Origin of the sequence: Actinacidiphila glaucinigra, from assembly GCF_900188405.1 — a bacterium.
Taxonomy (GTDB): domain Bacteria; phylum Actinomycetota; class Actinomycetes; order Streptomycetales; family Streptomycetaceae; genus Actinacidiphila; species Actinacidiphila glaucinigra.
Window position 1 is genome coordinate 1 of the sequence record NZ_FZOF01000021.1, and the last position, 17,282, is coordinate 17,282.

Annotated in this window: 11 protein-coding genes and 1 CRISPR repeat array; of the genes, 2 read left to right on the forward strand and 9 right to left on the reverse strand. The window is 69.8% G+C overall.

Going from position 1 to position 17,282, the window contains the following annotated elements; genetic code table 11:
• Window positions 1–777: 777 nt before the first annotated feature.
• The gene (locus CHF15_RS30550; RefSeq protein WP_089227141.1) at window positions 778–1,488 is read left to right on the forward strand and encodes a hypothetical protein; all 711 of its coding nucleotides are present in this window, start codon (window positions 778–780) and stop codon (window positions 1,486–1,488) included.
• A gap of 417 nt (window positions 1,489–1,905) precedes the next feature.
• On the opposite strand, the gene CHF15_RS30560 is transcribed toward CHF15_RS30550, so the two are convergent.
• Complete coding sequence (locus CHF15_RS30560; protein WP_143681661.1) at window positions 1,906–2,295, reverse strand: hypothetical protein; 390 nt, start codon at window positions 2,293–2,295, stop codon at window positions 1,906–1,908.
• A 433-nt stretch (window positions 2,296–2,728) separates the two neighbouring features.
• Between CHF15_RS30560 and CHF15_RS30565 the strand changes: the two genes are divergently transcribed.
• Window positions 2,729–2,980 (forward strand): GntR family transcriptional regulator, encoded by a 252-nt coding sequence (locus tag CHF15_RS30565; RefSeq protein ID WP_089227144.1) that lies wholly within the window; start codon window positions 2,729–2,731, stop codon window positions 2,978–2,980.
• Window positions 2,981–3,957: 977 nt separating this feature from the next.
• A CRISPR array of direct repeats spans window positions 3,958–7,294; the repeat unit is 29 nt; unit sequence GGGACCATCCCCGCGGGTGCGGGGAGCAG.
• Window positions 7,295–7,395: 101 nt separating this feature from the next.
• Here CHF15_RS30565 and cas2e read toward each other — a convergent pair.
• Genes cas2e through CHF15_RS30605 form a run of 8 tightly spaced genes read right to left on the reverse strand, consistent with a single transcriptional unit; the run spans window position 7,396 to window position 16,476 of the window.
• On the reverse strand, window positions 7,396–7,746 hold the full coding sequence (cas2e, locus tag CHF15_RS30570; protein WP_089227145.1) for a type I-E CRISPR-associated endoribonuclease Cas2e: 351 nt from the start codon (window positions 7,744–7,746) through the stop codon (window positions 7,396–7,398).
• Window positions 7,743–8,693 (reverse strand): type I-E CRISPR-associated endonuclease Cas1e, encoded by a 951-nt coding sequence (cas1e, locus tag CHF15_RS30575; RefSeq protein WP_089227146.1) that lies wholly within the window; start codon window positions 8,691–8,693, stop codon window positions 7,743–7,745. The genes cas2e and cas1e overlap by 4 nt, the downstream gene beginning before the upstream one ends.
• Window positions 8,694–8,697: 4 nt before the next feature.
• On the reverse strand, window positions 8,698–9,408 hold the full coding sequence (gene cas6e, locus CHF15_RS30580; protein ID WP_089227147.1) for a type I-E CRISPR-associated protein Cas6/Cse3/CasE: 711 nt from the start codon (window positions 9,406–9,408) through the stop codon (window positions 8,698–8,700).
• Window positions 9,408–10,151 (reverse strand): type I-E CRISPR-associated protein Cas5/CasD, encoded by a 744-nt coding sequence (gene cas5e / locus CHF15_RS30585; RefSeq protein ID WP_089227148.1) that lies wholly within the window; start codon window positions 10,149–10,151, stop codon window positions 9,408–9,410. The genes cas6e and cas5e overlap by 1 nt, the downstream gene beginning before the upstream one ends.
• Window positions 10,148–11,344: a type I-E CRISPR-associated protein Cas7/Cse4/CasC gene (gene cas7e, locus CHF15_RS30590; RefSeq protein ID WP_089227149.1), complete on the reverse strand. Its 1,197-nt coding sequence runs from the start codon at window positions 11,342–11,344 to the stop codon at window positions 10,148–10,150. Before cas7e ends, cas5e begins: the two co-directional genes overlap by 4 nt.
• The gene (gene casB / locus CHF15_RS30595; protein WP_089227150.1) at window positions 11,341–11,988 is read right to left on the reverse strand and encodes a type I-E CRISPR-associated protein Cse2/CasB; all 648 of its coding nucleotides are present in this window, start codon (window positions 11,986–11,988) and stop codon (window positions 11,341–11,343) included. Before casB ends, cas7e begins: the two co-directional genes overlap by 4 nt.
• Window positions 11,985–13,679: a type I-E CRISPR-associated protein Cse1/CasA gene (gene casA, locus CHF15_RS30600; protein WP_089227151.1), complete on the reverse strand. Its 1,695-nt coding sequence runs from the start codon at window positions 13,677–13,679 to the stop codon at window positions 11,985–11,987. Before casA ends, casB begins: the two co-directional genes overlap by 4 nt.
• Window positions 13,680–13,707: 28 nt before the next feature.
• Entirely contained in the window at window positions 13,708–16,476 is a 2,769-nt protein-coding gene (locus tag CHF15_RS30605; protein WP_089227255.1) for a CRISPR-associated helicase/endonuclease Cas3, read from the reverse strand.
• Window positions 16,477–17,282: the final 806 nt, after the last annotated feature.

The following is a 17,282-nucleotide window of genomic DNA, read 5'->3' on the forward strand; positions in this document are numbered from 1 at the left end:
CACCAGGTCAGACGGTAGACCAGAGCTACATATACGTAACTCAAATACCCAAGGTCAGCACATCGAGCATGTCGTAACTAGAGAGAAAGTCGACACTCCAAAAAGCTCTCGACCTCGCCGCCGCCCACCGCCGTGACGAAGACCTCCGCACCACCGCCGAAACCGCACTGGCCACCAGCCCCTACCGCGACGAAGCACTCGCAGGCCTACGCGACGCCGCAATCCGCCACCGCCGCACCCCACAAACCGAACCCCGATGGCCCGCAATCCTCAACCCCGACGAAGCCGACCCCGTCCCCGCATAACGCACACAGCCCGGGCGATCGGCTCCACGTATGCCCGGCCCGCTTCACAGCACAGCACGCCCTTCACGCAAGGAAGACAGGACTGTCCGCCGCCTTTCCAGTCCGAAGTCCTCGATCCCCGGCTCTAAAACCAGGCCGGATACAAGCGGGCCGGCCAGGGCGCGAACCGCTCCTGGCCTTCGGCTGCTAAGACGTCTCCACGGAGTACACCGGCACCGGACAGGCAAAGGCTGCGACGTTGACAGCCCCCACACGCAAGTGCATCATTACAAGTGTCGACTACGGGGACGGCAGGCGTAATGATGGCCGGCGAGAACACCTCAAGAGGTGTCGGCCCCGGGCGGCAACCCCGGCCGAACGTCCCACCGGCCATCGGTACTCCAACCCACCAATGGAAGGAGTACCTGCAGTGTACGGGCGCCGCGCCCGTGCCGGCAGCCCATCCCACCAGAGCCCGCGGAGGCCCCACGGCATGGCCAAGCAGCCCCACCCCGAAATCCGCACCTTCAACGGCCGACCCGTGGTCAACCGCGACTGGATCACCGAGCGGACCGGCGCCAGCCGCCCCACGATCACCCTCTGGTACACCAAACGCGCCGACCAGCCCGAGGACGCCCGTCACCCCGAGAAGGCCGTCACGATCGAGCGCGTCGACTTCTACGACCAGGAAGAGTTCGAGCGCTTCTACGCCGCCCACCAGGAACGCAAGAAGAAGAAAGTGCTCCCCACCGACCCGGCACTCCACGAAGGCCACCCCGACGACGTACTCTCAATCAACCAAGCCGCCGAGCTCCTCGGCTTCGCAAACGCCGGCGCCATCCGCAAGTACCTGAGCATGGACACCGGCTACTTCCCCGCCCCGGCCGGCACCGTCGCCGGACCCACCGGCCGGCAGATCCCCGGCTTCCGCCGCGGCGACCTGCAGGACTTCGACCGACGCCGCACCGGCGACGGCACCGGCCTCGCCGGCCGCCCCACCGGCACACCCCAGCACCGCGGACCCAGACCCGAAACCGAACAACGCATCCAAACCGCCATCACCTACCTGCGCGAACACGGCCACCACCACGGCGCCGGCGCAAAACTCGCCACCATCCACGGCGAACCCGCCTGGAAATGGGAACGCATCGTCAAACGAGCCCATGAGCGCATGATGGAACCAGAAACCGCTCAGGAGCGGTGACAGACAGGCCCCGAGCTTGGAGGCCATCCCTACGCTGCCGGGTGGCTGTAGAAGCCCATTTATCCCTGGTCAACATGGTGCCGCAGCGGACGGCCGGCGCGACGTCGGACTGATACACCCGCGCGAACGAATGAGCCCCGCACGGACCGAGCCTCATGGCTGGCCAATGCGGGGCCCGTTTGCGTTCAGCCCGCCTGCCGCCATCGGTTACCCGGAACACACTCAACGCACGCACACGCAGGCCACATCTGCGAGGCCATCGGCGGCAGGTGATCGTGACGCGTCGTCTCCACCGTGCGGCCCCACGTCCGCCCACCGTCGTACGAGACCCGCAGCGTCATCAACGGGCGAAGGGCGGCCATCTCAACCAGCAGCGACGCAACGACTTCGGGCCACGGTGCGCACGTCCAGGCGTCATCACCCATTGCCGGACTCCGCAGGGCTCTCTCCCGGGTGCGACGAGCGGGGAGGCCATGTCCACTCGTTCTCCGGAATCTCGTCACGGTCGTACCCCGGCAGCCGCATCCCGCGGGACACAGCGACGCGCAGCACGTTCGTCAGCGCCTCGCACGCTGCGGTCAGGACAATGCGGGAAGGTTCGTTGATCAGGCGCGGCGCTTCCTTGGTCGTGCGCAGCAGTTCGACCACGTCGGACAGCACAGCCGACGCGCGCGTGATCTGCTGGTGCTCCGCGTCGTCGGCCATTTGCGCAATGAGCCCGGTCGGATTGCCATCCGGGGTATAAGCGGGCTTGCCTGCGGGGTCCGTCCACGGAAGAAGCCGCAGCCCGGCGATCCCTTCACTCATGCCACACGCTCCGGCATGTCCTGACCCATAGCCGACGACGCAGGAGCACGCCGCCGTTCCCGCTGCCGCCGCAATTCCTCCGCCCGCTCGTGGTGCACGACGCAACGGGGCACCAGCGGCAGGCTGTCCACAGCGAACACCTCCGCCGCACGCCGGGAACGACAGACCAGCAACGCGCCCCGCTCACCCCAGGCCTGCTCCGCCGACGGCGCGGGCGCCGCGCGACGACGACCCCGAGCCGGCAGGAAGCGCGCAAATACCGCGGCGAAAACGTCTGCCATAGCCGAAGCTCCAATCTTCGGACAGCCCCCAGGACGCGGCCCCCACCCGGCCGCCCAGAGGGCAATTCACATCTGGCACACCCCACAGTACTCGTAGTTATCCACGGTTATCTACGGATGCACGGAAGACCGCGGGTACCCACGCTGGGATCATGGAGCTTGACCGCACACGCCCGCTGTGGCGACAGATCGCAGCGGAGATCATCCAGCGAATCCAGGACGGCACCTACCCGCCCGGCAGCCGCGTACCGTCCACCCTGGAAATCGCACAAGAGTTTGACGTGGTGAACGCGACCGCGGCCAAAGCCATGAAGCACGTTCGCGAACAAGGATGGACCCGCGGAGAAGTCGGACTCGGCACCTTCGTCTCCGACACACCACCGCCGGCCAATCCATCCGCGTAACGCGAACCCAGACCACAGATCCTTCACCCAGTTCGTTAGCGTGCCGCTGCTGTTCAAAGCCCGTCACAGCAGTTGTCGCGGCCATCCCCACAGACGCGAGGAGCAGAGGTTCTGCGCGGCGATCGCGCGCACGTTGTCGGGACCATCGCTGCGGACGCGGGGAGCAGCGCCCGGCACGGGAACTCGGACCATCTCTGCGGCCCAGGGAGCAGTCGACCTCGAGCTCCGAGCACGTGTTCTCGAAGGCTGCAGTTCGCCTCCAGCCGTGACGAGGCCCCCGCCGGTCGTAGGTCGGCGGGGGCCTGGCTGTGCCGTCAGATGGCACCGGGCCCCTTCACGCGGGGAAGCGTTCCGGGACCCTCTTCGAGTGTGGCACCCAGCTCCGGCAACGGGACCCGCCACCCCTCACGGCAGTCCAGGTGGGCCAGCGCGCGGCATCACGAGCAAACACACCAACGGCTCCAGCACCACCGCCAGTAGCGCCGCGCCCGATCTCTCGCATCCAGGTTTTTGATGCCCGCATGCAGGGCACCGACCGCCTTGATGCACGCGGCTGCGGCGTCACATAGAGCAACTGTCTGCGTAGCTGCGGAGCATTCGACGCTTCGTCTCGACCCCGGCAAACACGCACGACGGGACCACCCCGCAGACACAAGAAGCGGGCACTCGCCGCCCTCAGCGCGTGGGGCCCACGGAACCAACCCGCGAGCGCGGGGAGCAGAGGGATGCGGATCTGGCGCCGCTCGCGTCGAGGACTTCGGGACCAAACCCGCGGGCGCAGGAAGCAGGTCATCACGCTCGGCATCCTCGTAGCCGGCCTGGGACCATCCCCGCGGGCGCAGGGAGCAGCCGGAGGACCGTGTCGGTCTGGAGGCCGGAGGCGGCCCATCCCATCCCGCGGCAGTTCACGTTCCTTCAGAAGCGTCCCGCGGGTGCGGGGAGCAGGTCGAGGGCAAGCTCGCAGAGGTAGCCGCGTCGGGACCATCCCTGCGGGTGCGGGGAGCAGCACGGCCAGAACGGTGTCTGGTGCACCTACGAGGGACCATCCCAGCGGGTGCGGGGAGCAGTCCTGCAGCTGGTCCTGCAGGGCTGGGGCCTGGGGACCATCCCCGCGGGTGCGGGGAGCAGCTTGAGGAGAACGGCACCGCGGTTTACTACGCGGAACCATCCCCGCGGGTGCGGGGAGCAGGCCCGAGCGTCATCGGCATCCTCGCCGCCGTCGGGACCATCCCAGCGGGCGCGGGGAGCAGTTGAAGCCGAGCATCGCGGCGACCTGGGTGGTGGGACCATCCCCGCGGGTGCGGGGAGCAGAATCCGGGCCGGTAATGGCCCGTTGAGGGATGGGGAAGATCCCCGCGGGTGCGGGGAGCAGGACTGGACGATGGCGCGGACGATGTTCGCGGCGGGACCATCCCCGCGGGTGCAGGGAGCAGTCCCACATGAAGCGGTAGGCAGGGCCGATGGCGGGACCATCCCCGCGGGTGCGGGGAGCAGACCGCCCACAGTTCGCTCTTCGAGCTCCACACGGGACCATCCCCGCGGGTGCGGGGAGCAGTTGCCCGTATTGGCTGGTTCGGAGCTGCGACCGGGACCATCCCCGCGGGTGCGGGGAGCAGGTGACGGGCAGCGGCGCGGTCGCGGTGCGGAGGGGACCATCCCCGCGGGTGCGGGGAGCAGCCTTCTCCCGCGCGAGGTGTTCGAGCATCTCGGGGACCATCCCCGCGGGTGCGGGGAGCAGGCCCGGACCTTGTGGTACGTGTGATCACTGATGGGACCATCCCCGCGGGTGCGGGGAGCAGGTTTCGCAGTGCTGCTTGTGCAGCCGGAGCGCGGGACCATCCCCGCGGGTGCGGGGAGCAGTGTCCTCGCGTCCGCGATCACTTATCTCGGAACGGGACCATCCCCGCGGGTGCGGGGAGCAGCACCTCCCCCGGAACCCCCGAGCCGCTACCCCCCGGCTCGGGGGGACCATCCCCGCGGGTGCGGGGAGCAGAAGGCGTGGAGCGCGCTGCAGGACTTCAATGAGGGACCATCCCCGCGGGTGCGGGGAGCAGGCGGCCACGATGTGCCGGTCGCGGTCCCACGCGGGACCATCCCCGCGGGTGCGGGGAGCAGACCTTGCGCAGGTCGGCCATCAGGGCCCGGTAGGGACCATCCCCGCGGGTGCGGGGAGCAGGAAGAGGTGGCTGCGACGTCGGACTACCAGATGGGACCATCCCCGCGGGTGCGGGGAGCAGAGCGGTGGTAGGCGCCATGGCTTCCCCGATACGGGACCATCCCCGCGGGTGCGGGGAGCAGCGTCTTCAGTTTTGGGCGCCGGTGGAGCGGCAGGGACCATCCCCGCGGGTGCGGGGAGCAGACTCTCGAGCGCATCGCCGAAGTCTTCCCCAAGGGACCATCCCCGCGGGTGCGGGGAGCAGCAGGCCGAGGCCGGTAATCCCGTCCCGCCCGCGGGACCATCCCCGCGGGTGCGGGGAGCAGCTGGTAGGCGACGCCCTGCGGCCAGTCTTGGCGGGACCATCCCCGCGGGTGCGGGGAGCAGGACGGGCGCTCAGGGCTGCCAGCCCGCCCCGGGGGACCATCCCCGCGGGTGCGGGGAGCAGACCAGCGAGAAGGGCCGCAAGGTGAAGTCCGCGGGACCATCCCCGCGGGTGCGGGGAGCAGTTCGCAAGCCGGGTCTTCAGGGACTTCGCCATAGGACCATCCCCGCGGGTGCGGGGAGCAGGGATCTGGAGGATGCGGAGGCGTTCCATCATGGGGACCATCCCCGCGGGTGCGGGGAGCAGCCCGGTCGGCAGACCGAGAAGGTCGTAGGCGCGGGACCATCCCCGCGGGTGCGGGGAGCAGCATCGGCCACCTGCCAACCGCCGATGTGCTGAAGGACCATCCCCGCGGGTGCGGGGAGCAGGACCGCGCGGGGGCCCGCGAGCAGGAGGAAGAGGGACCATCCCCGCGGGTGCGGGGAGCAGCACTGCCCGGTGTCGGGGTCGGCTTTCCAGACGGGACCATCCCCGCGGGTGCGGGGAGCAGAAGGCCCAACTGGCGCTCTCACCTCGGTTGACGGGGACCATCCCCGCGGGTGCGGGGAGCAGGAGTCGGCCTCCGGGCCGTCGTCCGGCGTGAAGGGACCATCCCCGCGGGTGCGGGGAGCAGCTCCGGATCCGCAACCCACTCTCCGGCGTCCTTGGACCATCCCCGCGGGTGCGGGGAGCAGTCGGGCACGGCGAACGGGCAGGCCGACCGGCTGGGACCATCCCCGCGGGTGCGGGGAGCAGGTCAGGAACCCCGTCGCGCGCTTGGTGAGGGGGGGACCATCCCCGCGGGTGCGGGGAGCAGATCACCCGGACCATCACCAGCACGGTGCCGGCGGGACCATCCCCGCGGGTGCGGGGAGCAGCAATCGGGTGAGATGGAGAGGAGGCCCGACCCGGGACCATCCCCGCGGGTGCGGGGAGCAGTGGCGGCCATGTCAGCGCCCCTGCAGGCTCTTGGGACCATCCCCGCGGGTGCGGGGAGCAGACACACACTCAGGAAGGGTCACCCCTATGTCTGGGACCATCCCCGCGGGTGCGGGGAGCAGTCGAAGGTGTCGCCCTGCCGGGTGTAGGCGCTGGGACCATCCCCGCGGGTGCGGGGAGCAGCGAGGTGACGGAGGCTGGCCGCGGCGCGGTCGGGGACCATCCCCGCGGGTGCGGGGAGCAGCTACGGCACATGCCCGGCACCGGCGGCGCAGTGGGACCATCCCCGCGGGTGCGGGGAGCAGTCGCCGACCCTGTGGACGAGGGGATCGCCACCGGGACCATCCCCGCGGGTGCGGGGAGCAGTGCTTGACCCGCGGGGCCCCGCCCTTGAGGAAGGGACCATCCCCGCGGGTGCGGGGAGCAGTCGGGGGTGCGCCGAAGGATCTGCTTCACGTAGGGACCATCCCCGCGGGTGCGGGGAGCAGTTCCGGGGCGGTCCCGGTGTCAGTCAAGCGGGTGGGACCATCCCCGCGGGTGCGGGGAGCAGTCCGGGCGGGCCCGGCTGTCAGTGCAGGGGGTGGGACCATCCCCGCGGGTGCGGGGAGCAGCTGGGCGTCGGTGACTTCGGGATGCCAGCGGGAAGGACCATCCCCGCGGGTGCGGGGAGCAGTTACTGGGGGTTGTGCCGAAGTCATATGTCGAGGGACCATCCCCGCGGGTGCGGGGAGCAGCGCGGTGGCGCCGATCGCAATATCCTTGGTCAGGGACCATCCCCGCGGGTGCGGGGAGCAGTTGATCGTCCACCCGGTGCTTCCGGGCACGTAAGGACCATCCCCGCGGGTGCGGGGAGCAGACTGTGGGACCTGCGCCTTTATCGGCGGCAGGCAGTGGTTTTTAGCACTTCTTCAGATACCGACATAACACTCAAAAGCCTCCATGCGGGGTGGTTTGCACTCAGCGGCGACCGAAGCGGTGCCGCTTGGCGGCCTTGCTCCACCCTGGCTGCGGTGCCTTGGTGTTGGAGGGGCCTGGCGCCTTGGGGCGTCGGATGAGGGTGAGGCCTTCATGATCTATCGGGTGCCAAGCGTGATCGTGGGTGTCGAAGGTGAAACCCTGCTCGGTGTTGGTGGTGTAAGCGAGAAGGGCTCGGCCCTGGCCCGTGTACTGGCGTACCTCGTCCCAGAGTGCCTCGCGGATCCGGGCGGATGGGTTGCCAATGAAGACTCCGGGCGAGATCTCCAGTAGCCATCTGGTGAGAAAGCCGCGCAGGCCGACCGGGCAGTTGGTGAGCACGATGATCGTCACCAGCTTGCCTCGAGTGCATAGTTGACGCCCGCGGCAACACGTTGATCGTGGTCTGTATGGAGTCTTACAACGTCAGGATCGTCGCTGGCTTTGGAGGCGCTCCCGTCTGGGGCAAGCAGGTTGTGGATGTCGGCGACAATGCGGTCGAGTAGTCGCAGGTGGTGAATCTGATCTCTGAGTGCGCGGCGGGTCCGTGGCCCGACGTCCTCCGGTGATTCCGCTGCGACGTCAAAGGCGACGGGGATGCCGACTTCGGTCTTGTAGAGGTCGGCGATGTCCAGGACGAACGACATCTCGTGGCCGGAGTGGACGAATCCTAGAGCGGGCGAGCAGCCTAGGGCGGATACGACTGCGTGGGCGACGCCGTACATGGCCTGTGCGGCTGCGGTGATTGCCTGATTGACGGCGTCCCCTGAGGTGAAGTCGCCGGGGGTGTAGCGGCGGCCATTCCACGAAACGCCGGTACGTTGGGCCTGGGCGCGGTAGCAGTCCTTCATCCGTCGGCCTTCACGGCCCAAAAGTTCTTGCCGGGTGAGGCCTGATGGATCTTCGTCTGGGAAGCGGCAGCGGTACATGGCCCGGGCTACTTCCAGCCGGCTGCGCCGGTTGGCCCACTGGGTGGCCTGGGCTTCAGCGAGTGCAGCGGAGCGGGACAGCGCCCGGCCTCCTGCGTAGTAGCGCACTCCGTGTTCGCCGACCCAGGCGACGCCTGCGCCGGTCTCGCCCAGCACGCTCATGGCCTGGTGTGTGATGCGGGTCCCGGGCCCGAGCAGCAGGGTGCCGATGGTGGCGGAGGGGATGTGGGTGGTGCCGTCGGCGTCTTCGACGGTGATGGCGTTGGCGTCTCGGTGAATGGTGCAGCGTTCCAGATAGACGAAGGAACTGCGGTCGGAGACACGGGTGAGTTCGCGTGGGCTGCTGGCACGTCTGCTGCCGATGGTGCTCATGCGGTCATCCCAGGGGGGCGAGGGTCATCAGTCCGCAGCCGTAAGCCTTGGCCTTGCCCATGCCAGCGGTCAGGACGCGGCGCAGTGCGTCGGGTTCGGTGACCTCCAGGCGGCCGTCGTAGGTGACGGTGGTGAGGGTGACGCGCCCGTTAGCGCCCCGTTTGCCGAAGTCGAGGCTGCGCTGGTCGCGGACGATGGCCTGGTGTTCGTCGCCGTGCTCGGTGAGGTGCTTGTCCTGGGCTTTCGCGAGAATGCGGAAGCCGCCGGTGTCCTGCCGTTGCAGGAGCCATTGCAGTTGGTGCTTGGGGGTGAGGTGAGCGGTGCGCTTGGTGGTGGCCTGGTCGTCCTTGGTGCGGACGTAGTGGACGGGATTGGCGGTCAGGCGGAAGTTCCAGACGCTGCCCTTGTCCAGACGTTCCAGGAAGGGGGTATAGGCGTAGGTCTGCCAGCCGGGGGTGCCTGAAGCTGCTGCGGCCGGCCAGCCGGCCTGCTCGACGAGGTGGGTGAGATCGGGCCGGTGAGGGCTGACCACGTAGAGGAGGACTTCGGCGGTGGCGTTGTGGTCCAGGCGCCACAGGACCCGGGGGGTCTGTTCGTTGGTGGGCAGCAGGCCAGGGAAGGAGGACAGGACGGCGGCATGCATGGCCTGGGGAGTCGACAGGAGTCGGCGGGCGCCTTGGCGTGCGGTGTTGACGCGGAAGCGGGTCAGATACATCAGGCGCCTTCCAGGTGTCCGGTCGGGTCGTGCGCGGGCACGGGAGTGGCTTCGCGGGGGCGGGCGTGGGGGTTGGTGACCGTGATGGTGGTGGTGTGGACCGGGCGCAGGGCGTAGCGGCGGTGGCGGGGGTCGTAGCTGAGAGGCTGGTCGCGCAGGGTGTCGGCACCGGTCCCTTGGCCGTCGCCAGGGGCGGGTGCTTCCAGGTGTGCTGTCAGCTCGATCCTGCTGTGTTGACGGTGGCGCTTTTGGTGCCAGTCGGCGGCGTGCCAGGGTTCCGCGGCCAGGACGGTGCGCAGGTCTGGGGCGTCGTGGTGCACGCCGAGGTCGATGGGCCGGGAGGGCGGGCAGGAGCGGCGGCCGAGGTAGGGCAGGTAGTGGGGGGTGCGCACGGCGGTGTGGAGCTGGTCGATCAGGGGGGCGGGGCCTTCGACGGCGGCGACGAAGACGGCGTCGGTGAGGTAGTAGCGCTCGGAGAGCGGCATGGATTCGCCGGTGTCGAAGTGGTGGGCGGTTTGGAAGTCGCGCAGGCGGGTGCCGGGTTGGTCGATGCGCACGCCGAAGCGAAGTCGGGCCAGCTCGGCGAGGCCGGTGTCGTCGTCGCGGTCCAGGCCGACTGCGGCGGCGAGCAGGCCGATGACGCCGCTTTTGGTCGGGGCGTTCTCGGTGGTGCGGCGGGCGAAGCGGGCGGCGGCCCCCCACGACTGCAGGGGGCCGGCCAGCTGGAGGGTCAGGATGCTCATCCGCGCTGCTCCAGGCGCTGTGCGATGGCGGCGCCGACGGAGTCGACCAGGCGGGCCAGGCTGGGGGTCTCGGTGCCCAGGCTGGCGAGTTTGGCGGTGGCGGGGCCGATGCGCAGGACCCAGGTCTGGCAGGTGTCGTCGCCGTAGGCGCGTTCGATTTCGGGGGCGTAGTCGGCCAGGCGGGCGCAGGCGTGCTCCATGTGCCCGCTGGTCACGTCGGCGGTGATCGGCTTTTCGAAGGCGGACACGAAGCTGACGGCGCGGGTGGCGCGGAGTTTGACGACGACGGCGTCGGGGAGGGTGTGGTTGCCGAAGGTGTTGATCTTACCGGTGGGCAGGGAGGACACGAACGCCTCGAGGAAGGCTTCGACCGCGCGGCGGACGGGGGTGGCCGGTTCCTGGTCGGTGTCCAGGCCCTTGCCGAGGTTCCTTTCCAGCAGGTCGACGTCGAGCGCGGCGTAGCGGTAGAGGGTGGCGGAGTTGAAGTCGACGGTGCCGATCATGCCCGCGCCGGGTTCGGCGTCGGTGTTGCGGTCGTCGACGGCGGTGAAGTAGTCCGACTCGATCTCCGCGCGGTGGACGCTGATGGCGTGGGCGACCTGAGCGGCGGCGTCGACGTTGATGTCGGTGGAGTCGGCGACCATACGTCCGAACAGGGCGATGTCCACCGAGTGCCGGCCGTCGGTGATCTTCTTCGCGCGGGCCTTGATGTCCTTGTCTTTCAGGAACGCCTTGATGTCGTCGGCGCCTTCGATGGCGAGGGCGGCGAGGTGGTCGAGCTGGCGGGCGCTGAGGAACATCAGGTAGGACGATTCGGGTGCGGGCTCGGGGTCGCCGTTCTTCTTGGCCGCCTCCGCCTTCCGCTTGGGGGGCTCGATCTTCGAGCCGGTCGCGGTCTGCAGGACCTCGGCCGCGACCGCCAGGGCCTGCGGGCCCTGCAGGTCGGGGTTGAGGGCGGTGATGCGTTCGGCAAGGAGTTCGGCGACACGCTTGGTGCGCACGCCCAGTTCGCTGGGGTCCAGCAGGCCGTCGAAGTAGCGGCGGGTGGCGCGCTTCCAGGCCTGGCTGGAGACGCGGGCGCGGGTGACTCCGCCGTAGACGGCCGTTTTGGGGGCGCCGGTGTCGTCGCGGTTGATGTTGCTCGGGGGGACGTTCTGCAGGGCGTGCACGTCCAGGATGATGCGAGCGGTCACGAGGCGTCCTTGATGTCAGCGGCGGGAACAGCAGCGGGAGTGTCGGTGTCGGTCGGGGTGGTGCGGTGGGCGGCGTGGAAGGAGCGGCCCCACGAGCGGCGGATCCTGTCGGGGCCGCCGGGCTGCTGCCACTGGTAGAGCTGGTCAGCGAGCAGGGCGTAGTCCAGGGCCAGGTCTTCGCGGCGGAGCAGGACGGTGATGTCGCGCAACCGGGTGGCGAGGATGGCCAGGGTGGGTGCGGTGCCGGCGCGGACGAAGCGTTTGCGGATCGGCTCGTCGATCTCGTTGGCGGGCATCAGGCGCCGCACGGCGGTGCCGAGTTCGTCGCCTCCGGGGCGGTGCATGCCGGTGGGGCGGGATTGCTGGTGTAGGGACCACAGCGCCAGGGCGGTGTCGACCGCGTCGGCGGCCGCGTCGTGGCGCAGGTCGGGGTCGCCGTAGAGGGGGTCGAGGTCGATCAGGCCCCACAGGTCCGGGACGGAGGCGGTGTCCTTGCCGGCGGCGCGGCGGAGGCGGGCCAGGGCTGCGACGGCGTCGGAACGGTCGTCGAGGTAGCCGCGCTGCAGGCGGCCGATCTCACGTCCGGCCAGGGTGCCGACCGGGCCCGGCGCGGGACGTGACCGGGAGGTGGCGGTGGTGGTCATGTGGTCACCTTCTGGGGGCTGAGGGCGGCGTCAAGGGAACCGGCTGTGTCGGACGTGGGTGCCTTCTGAGCGGGTACGGCTCCGGCGGCGCTGTCTGCGGCCAGAGGCAGGGCCTTGTTCAGGCGGGAGCGGAACCACAGGTCGGCCAGGTCCGCGTTCAGCCACGTCTGTCCCTTGGCGGAGGAGACGAGGCGGCCTTGCCAGGCCGTCTCACCCGCAGTGTTGATCACGTCGTCGGCGAGGCGGGCGACGATGCGGCGTGCCGTGCACTGCCAGGCGGTGCGCAGCTGCTGTGGGTCGTCGCCTTCGCCGATGGCGTCCAGCCACAGCCGGTAGGGGCCGTCCAGGGCGGCGTACGCGGCGTCGCGGGCGGTCTGTTTGCCTGATTCGGATTCGCTGCCGGCGGCGCGGGCAAGGTCGAAGGCGAGGTCACCCAGGGCCAGTACGGCGCGGTCGGCGTCGGCGACGGCGTCCACCGCCGTCTGGCCCAGGGCCCGGTCGGTGTCGCTGAGCAGGAGCACGGCCAGGGAAACTGTGTCGCTGGTGATCTCGTCGATCACCGACTGCTGGGTGCCGTAGACCGCGCCGAAGGTCCGCACCCGGATGTGCCGGCCGCGGGGCAGGATTCGCTCGGCCTGCAGGCGCGCGATCCAGTCCACAATCCCCGGCCGCAATCCCGAGGCGGGCTCGCCGCGACGAGCCGTGTCCGGGTCGCGGGGGGTGATGAGGGCTTCCAGGCCCCGCCAGGCCGCGCGGGCTGGATCGTGCTCACGCGGCATGTACACCGGCTGTTTGCCGAGCTTCTTCTCCTGGGCCTGGCTGCGGCGCCAGCCGGTCATCGGCTCGATGTGCTGCATGTTCTGCACCGCCAGGGGGTCACCGTAGGTGAGGACGACGCCGTGCACACCGCTGGCATCGGCGTGCAGGAGCATGCGGCGGGACTGCCAGGTGTACAGGTCACGCAGGCCCGCCGGGCGGGCGGCAAGGTCGTCGGCCGCACCGGGGCCGGGTGGCGGGCGACGCCACGCGGGCCGATCCGTCGCCTCGCCGGGCTGGTGGTCGGCGGCAATCAAGTTCAGCAGGAGACTCTCGCGCAAAGTGGTGCCCTCTGCCAGGACCCCGCCGAGGTTCCCGGCCCAGGCAACGCCCTGCGGGTAGGCCTTGCCTCCCTTGACGCGCGGGTCGCCGACCACGCCGGTCTTGATGCCCGAGGTGTCATACGCCTGCGCGTGGACGACCCATCGGGCGGCCTCGGCAAACGACAGCCGCTGCACGCGGGGAAAGCGGGTGGTGAAGAACGGATCACCGTTGGGCACGTCAGCGACGATCCGGTTCAGCGAGAACACCTCGCCCGACGCCGTGTGCAAACCGGCGCTCTGGAAGAACGGTGTGTGCGGGTGCAGCAGGTCGAACCGGTCGCGATACCGGTCCAGGTAGTCGGGCACATCCGCAAACGCATCGCGGTTTTCCCAGAGTTCGGCCCACACGTCGGTGTCCTGCGGGCCGTCCACCGCGTCGTGGAGGATCGCCAGCAGCAGCCTGCTCAGCGCGAAGTCCTGCGTCGGCAGGTCACCCGCCAGCCGCCGGATCCCGTCGGCTCGGGCGAAGACTTCGCGTAGGGACAGCAGGTCCTCCTCCCCCGTGATCAGCTGCACCGGCAGCCAGGGCCGGCTCGTCAGGTCGAACGACAACCCGCCGTCCGGCCCGCCCCCCTGTTCATCACTCACGTGACACCTCAAGTCCGTCGTCGGGGCTGTACTGGAGGCGAAAGCCTGCCAGCCGGGTCTGACAATCCGCCCCAAGTGGCAGAATCAGCTCCCCCGCCAGCCAGGAACTGTCCTTCGCCTGCCACGCCGGGACACAGAACTGCTCAAGTTCTGCGATCACTCGGTCAATGACCTGCGGGTGCGCCACCTCCGGCGGCAACCTGAGACTGCAGGCCATCGCAGCCTGCGCTGCACGGGGCGCAGGCACCGCGTCCGTGGGCAGCGCAAGCCCGCCGCGGCCGCCGCCGGCCCAGGACACCGTCGCCAGCGAACCGTCGCCGCACTGTTCGACGACGACGACCTCGAGGCTTTCCGGGCTGTCGCGGACCTGGGCCCTGCCCGCGCGGGTGTCGTCGGCGTCACCGGCCCCGCCACGCAGCCACCCCAGGATCGGCCGACCGGCCTTGCCCGCCGCACCGATCCGGAACGTATCCGCGGCCCGGGCCTTCTCCGCCCGGACCTGCTCGTGGGCCAGCTGCGCCTGAGCCATCGCCTGCGCCCACCCCTCCGGCCCCACCGGATGCGGGCCGTAGGCCTGCTGCACCAGGGGGCTGATGTCCTGCGGCAACCGCACCACCGGGCCCGCCTTCGCCAGGTGAGGCTGAAGAACAGCCAGCGAACGAAGCAGCGCATGCCGCCCGTAGACCACCTGCGACCCGCGGACCGGCTCGGGAGGCTCAGCCGTCCAATCCACACCGGTCACCCAGCACCGCGGATCCTGCAGCCGGCCGGGCCGGTCCTTCCGTTCATGGCGGTGCAAGCGGCCGATGCGCTGCAACAGCAAGTCGACCGGCGCCAAATCGGTGACCAGCAGGTCGAAGTCCACATCCAGCGACTGCTCGGCAACCTGGCTCGCCACGACAATGTGCTTCGTCGGCCGACCGTCGCCCAGCGTGGCCTGAGGGCCGAACCGCTCCAGCAGATCCTTGTCCTTGGCGGCCCGGTCCACATCCAGGAAACGGGCATGCGCCACCGTCACCGCTTCGGACCCGAAGTGCGCGCGCAGCACCTTGGCCGTCTCCAGCACCCGCTTCACGGTGTTGCGGACCACCAGGACACAGCCGCCGCCGGCCAGGTCCGCCTCCAGCCGGCCCGCCAGGACCCCAAGGTCATCCTCCAGCCCCTCCAGCCGAACGGAGCCCGCACGCCCGGAGGCCGCCGGCTGCTCCAGGAGTGGAGGATGACCGGGACACACGGCCGTGAGCAGGGGATAGCCCGAAGCCTGGCCCACAGGCGTGAATGCCTCAGTCCCACCGGGCGCACCCGCATAAGCCTCGGCCAGTTCACGGCGCCGCCCGGCCGGAAGCGTCGCAGACAGCACCACCACCGGAACGCGATACGCACCCAGCCAGCCCAGTACCCGGTCCAGATAGGTGTTCATATAGGCGTCATAGGCGTGGGCCTCGTCGATCACGACGACCTTGCCCACCAGCGCCAGATGCCGCAAAGCCAGGTGCCGGCTCTTCAACCCTGCGAACAGCAGCTGATCAACCGTTCCCACAACAAACGATGCGAGCATGCCCTTCTTCCGCCCGCTCAGCCACTGGTGCGCCACCAGTTCCGCCGGCGCTGCCCGCTGCTCCGCCCCCGGCATGGGCACCTGTCCGTCCGCGTCGACGTCCACCGACGCCACCCGCGCTCCGAACTTCACCTCGGCAAAGTCGTCGTTCAGCGCCGCCTTGGAATGCGCCAGCAACACCGACAACTGCTCGCCCTCGCCTGCCGGCAGCCGGTCCAGCCAGGTCAGCAACCGCGGGAACATCGCATTGCTCGTCGCCATCGTCGGCAGCGCAAAGAACACCCCGCCCGCGCCAGAGCGCGCGGCCAGCACCTCCGCCGCGGCCAGTGCAGCCTCCGTCTTGCCCTCCCCCATCGGCGCTTCCACAATGAGCAAGCCCGGCTCGGGCATCTCCCGAGCCACCCGCACCGCAGCCTCCTGCACCGGCCGAACGACCGCACCCTTCGGCAACTCGAACCGGGCAGTAATCAGCTCCGCAGCACTGCCCTGCGGCTCCCGCGGCCGCCACGGTTCGGGAAGCCCCAGTGCCTGCCACGCCGCGATCGCCCGCTCCGCGCCCGTACGGCCCTGTTCCGCAGGGAAGTACGGGAACAAGTCCGGGTTACTGGCAATCCAATCCGCGACGATCACCATCGCGGACAACACCACCTGCACAGGCTGCGGCAACAACACCCGCCGCCACTCCCCCAACCGCCCCCGCACACCAAACTCGTCCGCGCAGGCTTCCAGCAACTCCTCCTGCACCCGCCGCCACAACGCCTCGCTGGAGCCTGGCGTACGCAGCAACTCCGGATGCGCATCCAGATCAGCGACCTGCGCAGGCTCCGGCGGCACCCCATGATGGCCACCGATCACCACAGCAAACTGCGCCGTCGACCGCCCCGACCAACCGCAGCGCTCCTCAAGCCACTCCTGCAGCAGCACCTGCCCGGCCAGGCCATGCGGCGCCATCCGCCGATCCGCACCCCACTGCTTCAGGTAGGGCATCTCCAGCCCCGCGGCCCGCATCACGTCAGCCAGACCATCGACCTGACACGCGAACGCCGGCGTCGCCTTCCCCACATCGTGAATCCCAGCCAGCCACACCAGCAGCCGCCGCGCATCCCCCTCATCCCCCGCGAAAGGCTCCGCCACCACACGCCGCACCGCCGCCGGCAACCACCGATCCCACAACAAGCCCGCTACCGCAGCGCTGTCCTCCATGTGCTGCCACAACGGCAACCAACCATCAGACGCCCGATCATGCTTCGCCCACACCGCCCGCACAGGCCCGACCAAACGCCCGCTCAGCCCCGTCAACTTCACCCACGCCCCCTACGCCCCTTCACGTAATGATCACAGAAACGACATCATCAGAACACACCATAGAAACAACAAGACCCCCGCACAGGAAACTCGCGTCATCCGCCTCTACGCCGCCAACGGAACCTCGCGGGGGGGCGGCTCGTGGGATGTGTGGGTGCGCGGAGCCCGCACTGAGGACCTTCCACCGTCAACCTGGAGACCAGACCACCAACGCCGTTACGCGGCTTGGCACCACGGGATCCCCGCGGGCGCGGGAAGCAGCCTGACCACCGGCTTGTACTGGGCGGCGTTCGTAGGGCCATCCCCGCGGGCGCGGGGAGCAGAACGGTCGGCATCGGCCCGGACTGCCGCCGTGGGGACCATCCCCGCGGGCGCGGGGAGCAGGCCGCCACGGCAGGCGCCGCCCATGACCGCGTGGGACCATCCCCGCGGGTGCGGGGAGCAGCCGGTGGACAGGTCGACAATGCCCGCGGGGGTGGGACCATCCCGGCGGGTGCGGGGAGCAGGTGATCCCGGACGGGTTCCGGCAAGGTGAGCCGGGACCATCCCCGCGGGTGCGGGGAGCAGTTCTCCTCGAACTCGGCCGACAGTTCCGCCTTGGGACCATCCCCGCGGGTGCGAGGAGCAGTTGACGACGCGGTACTGGAACGTGCCGTTGTTGGGACCATCCCCGCGGGTGCGGGGAGCAGGGCTGTTCGACTCGG

Bases quoted from the DNA above. Each gene is read 5' to 3' on its own strand.
- CHF15_RS30550 (WP_089227141.1), top strand. From the start codon at position 778: ATGGCCAAGCAGCCCCACCCCGAAATCCGCACCTTCAACGGCCGACCC.
- CHF15_RS30560 (WP_143681661.1), bottom strand. From the start codon at position 2,295: ATGAGTGAAGGGATCGCCGGGCTGCGGCTTCTTCCGTGGACGGACCCC.
- CHF15_RS30565 (WP_089227144.1), top strand. From the start codon at position 2,729: ATGGAGCTTGACCGCACACGCCCGCTGTGGCGACAGATCGCAGCGGAG.
- cas1e (WP_089227146.1), bottom strand. From the start codon at position 8,693: ATGAGCACCATCGGCAGCAGACGTGCCAGCAGCCCACGCGAACTCACC.
- cas6e (WP_089227147.1), bottom strand. From the start codon at position 9,408: ATGTATCTGACCCGCTTCCGCGTCAACACCGCACGCCAAGGCGCCCGC.
- cas5e (WP_089227148.1), bottom strand. From the start codon at position 10,151: ATGAGCATCCTGACCCTCCAGCTGGCCGGCCCCCTGCAGTCGTGGGGG.
- casB (WP_089227150.1), bottom strand. From the start codon at position 11,988: ATGACCACCACCGCCACCTCCCGGTCACGTCCCGCGCCGGGCCCGGTC.
- CHF15_RS30605 (WP_089227255.1), bottom strand. From the start codon at position 16,476: ATGGAGGACAGCGCTGCGGTAGCGGGCTTGTTGTGGGATCGGTGGTTG.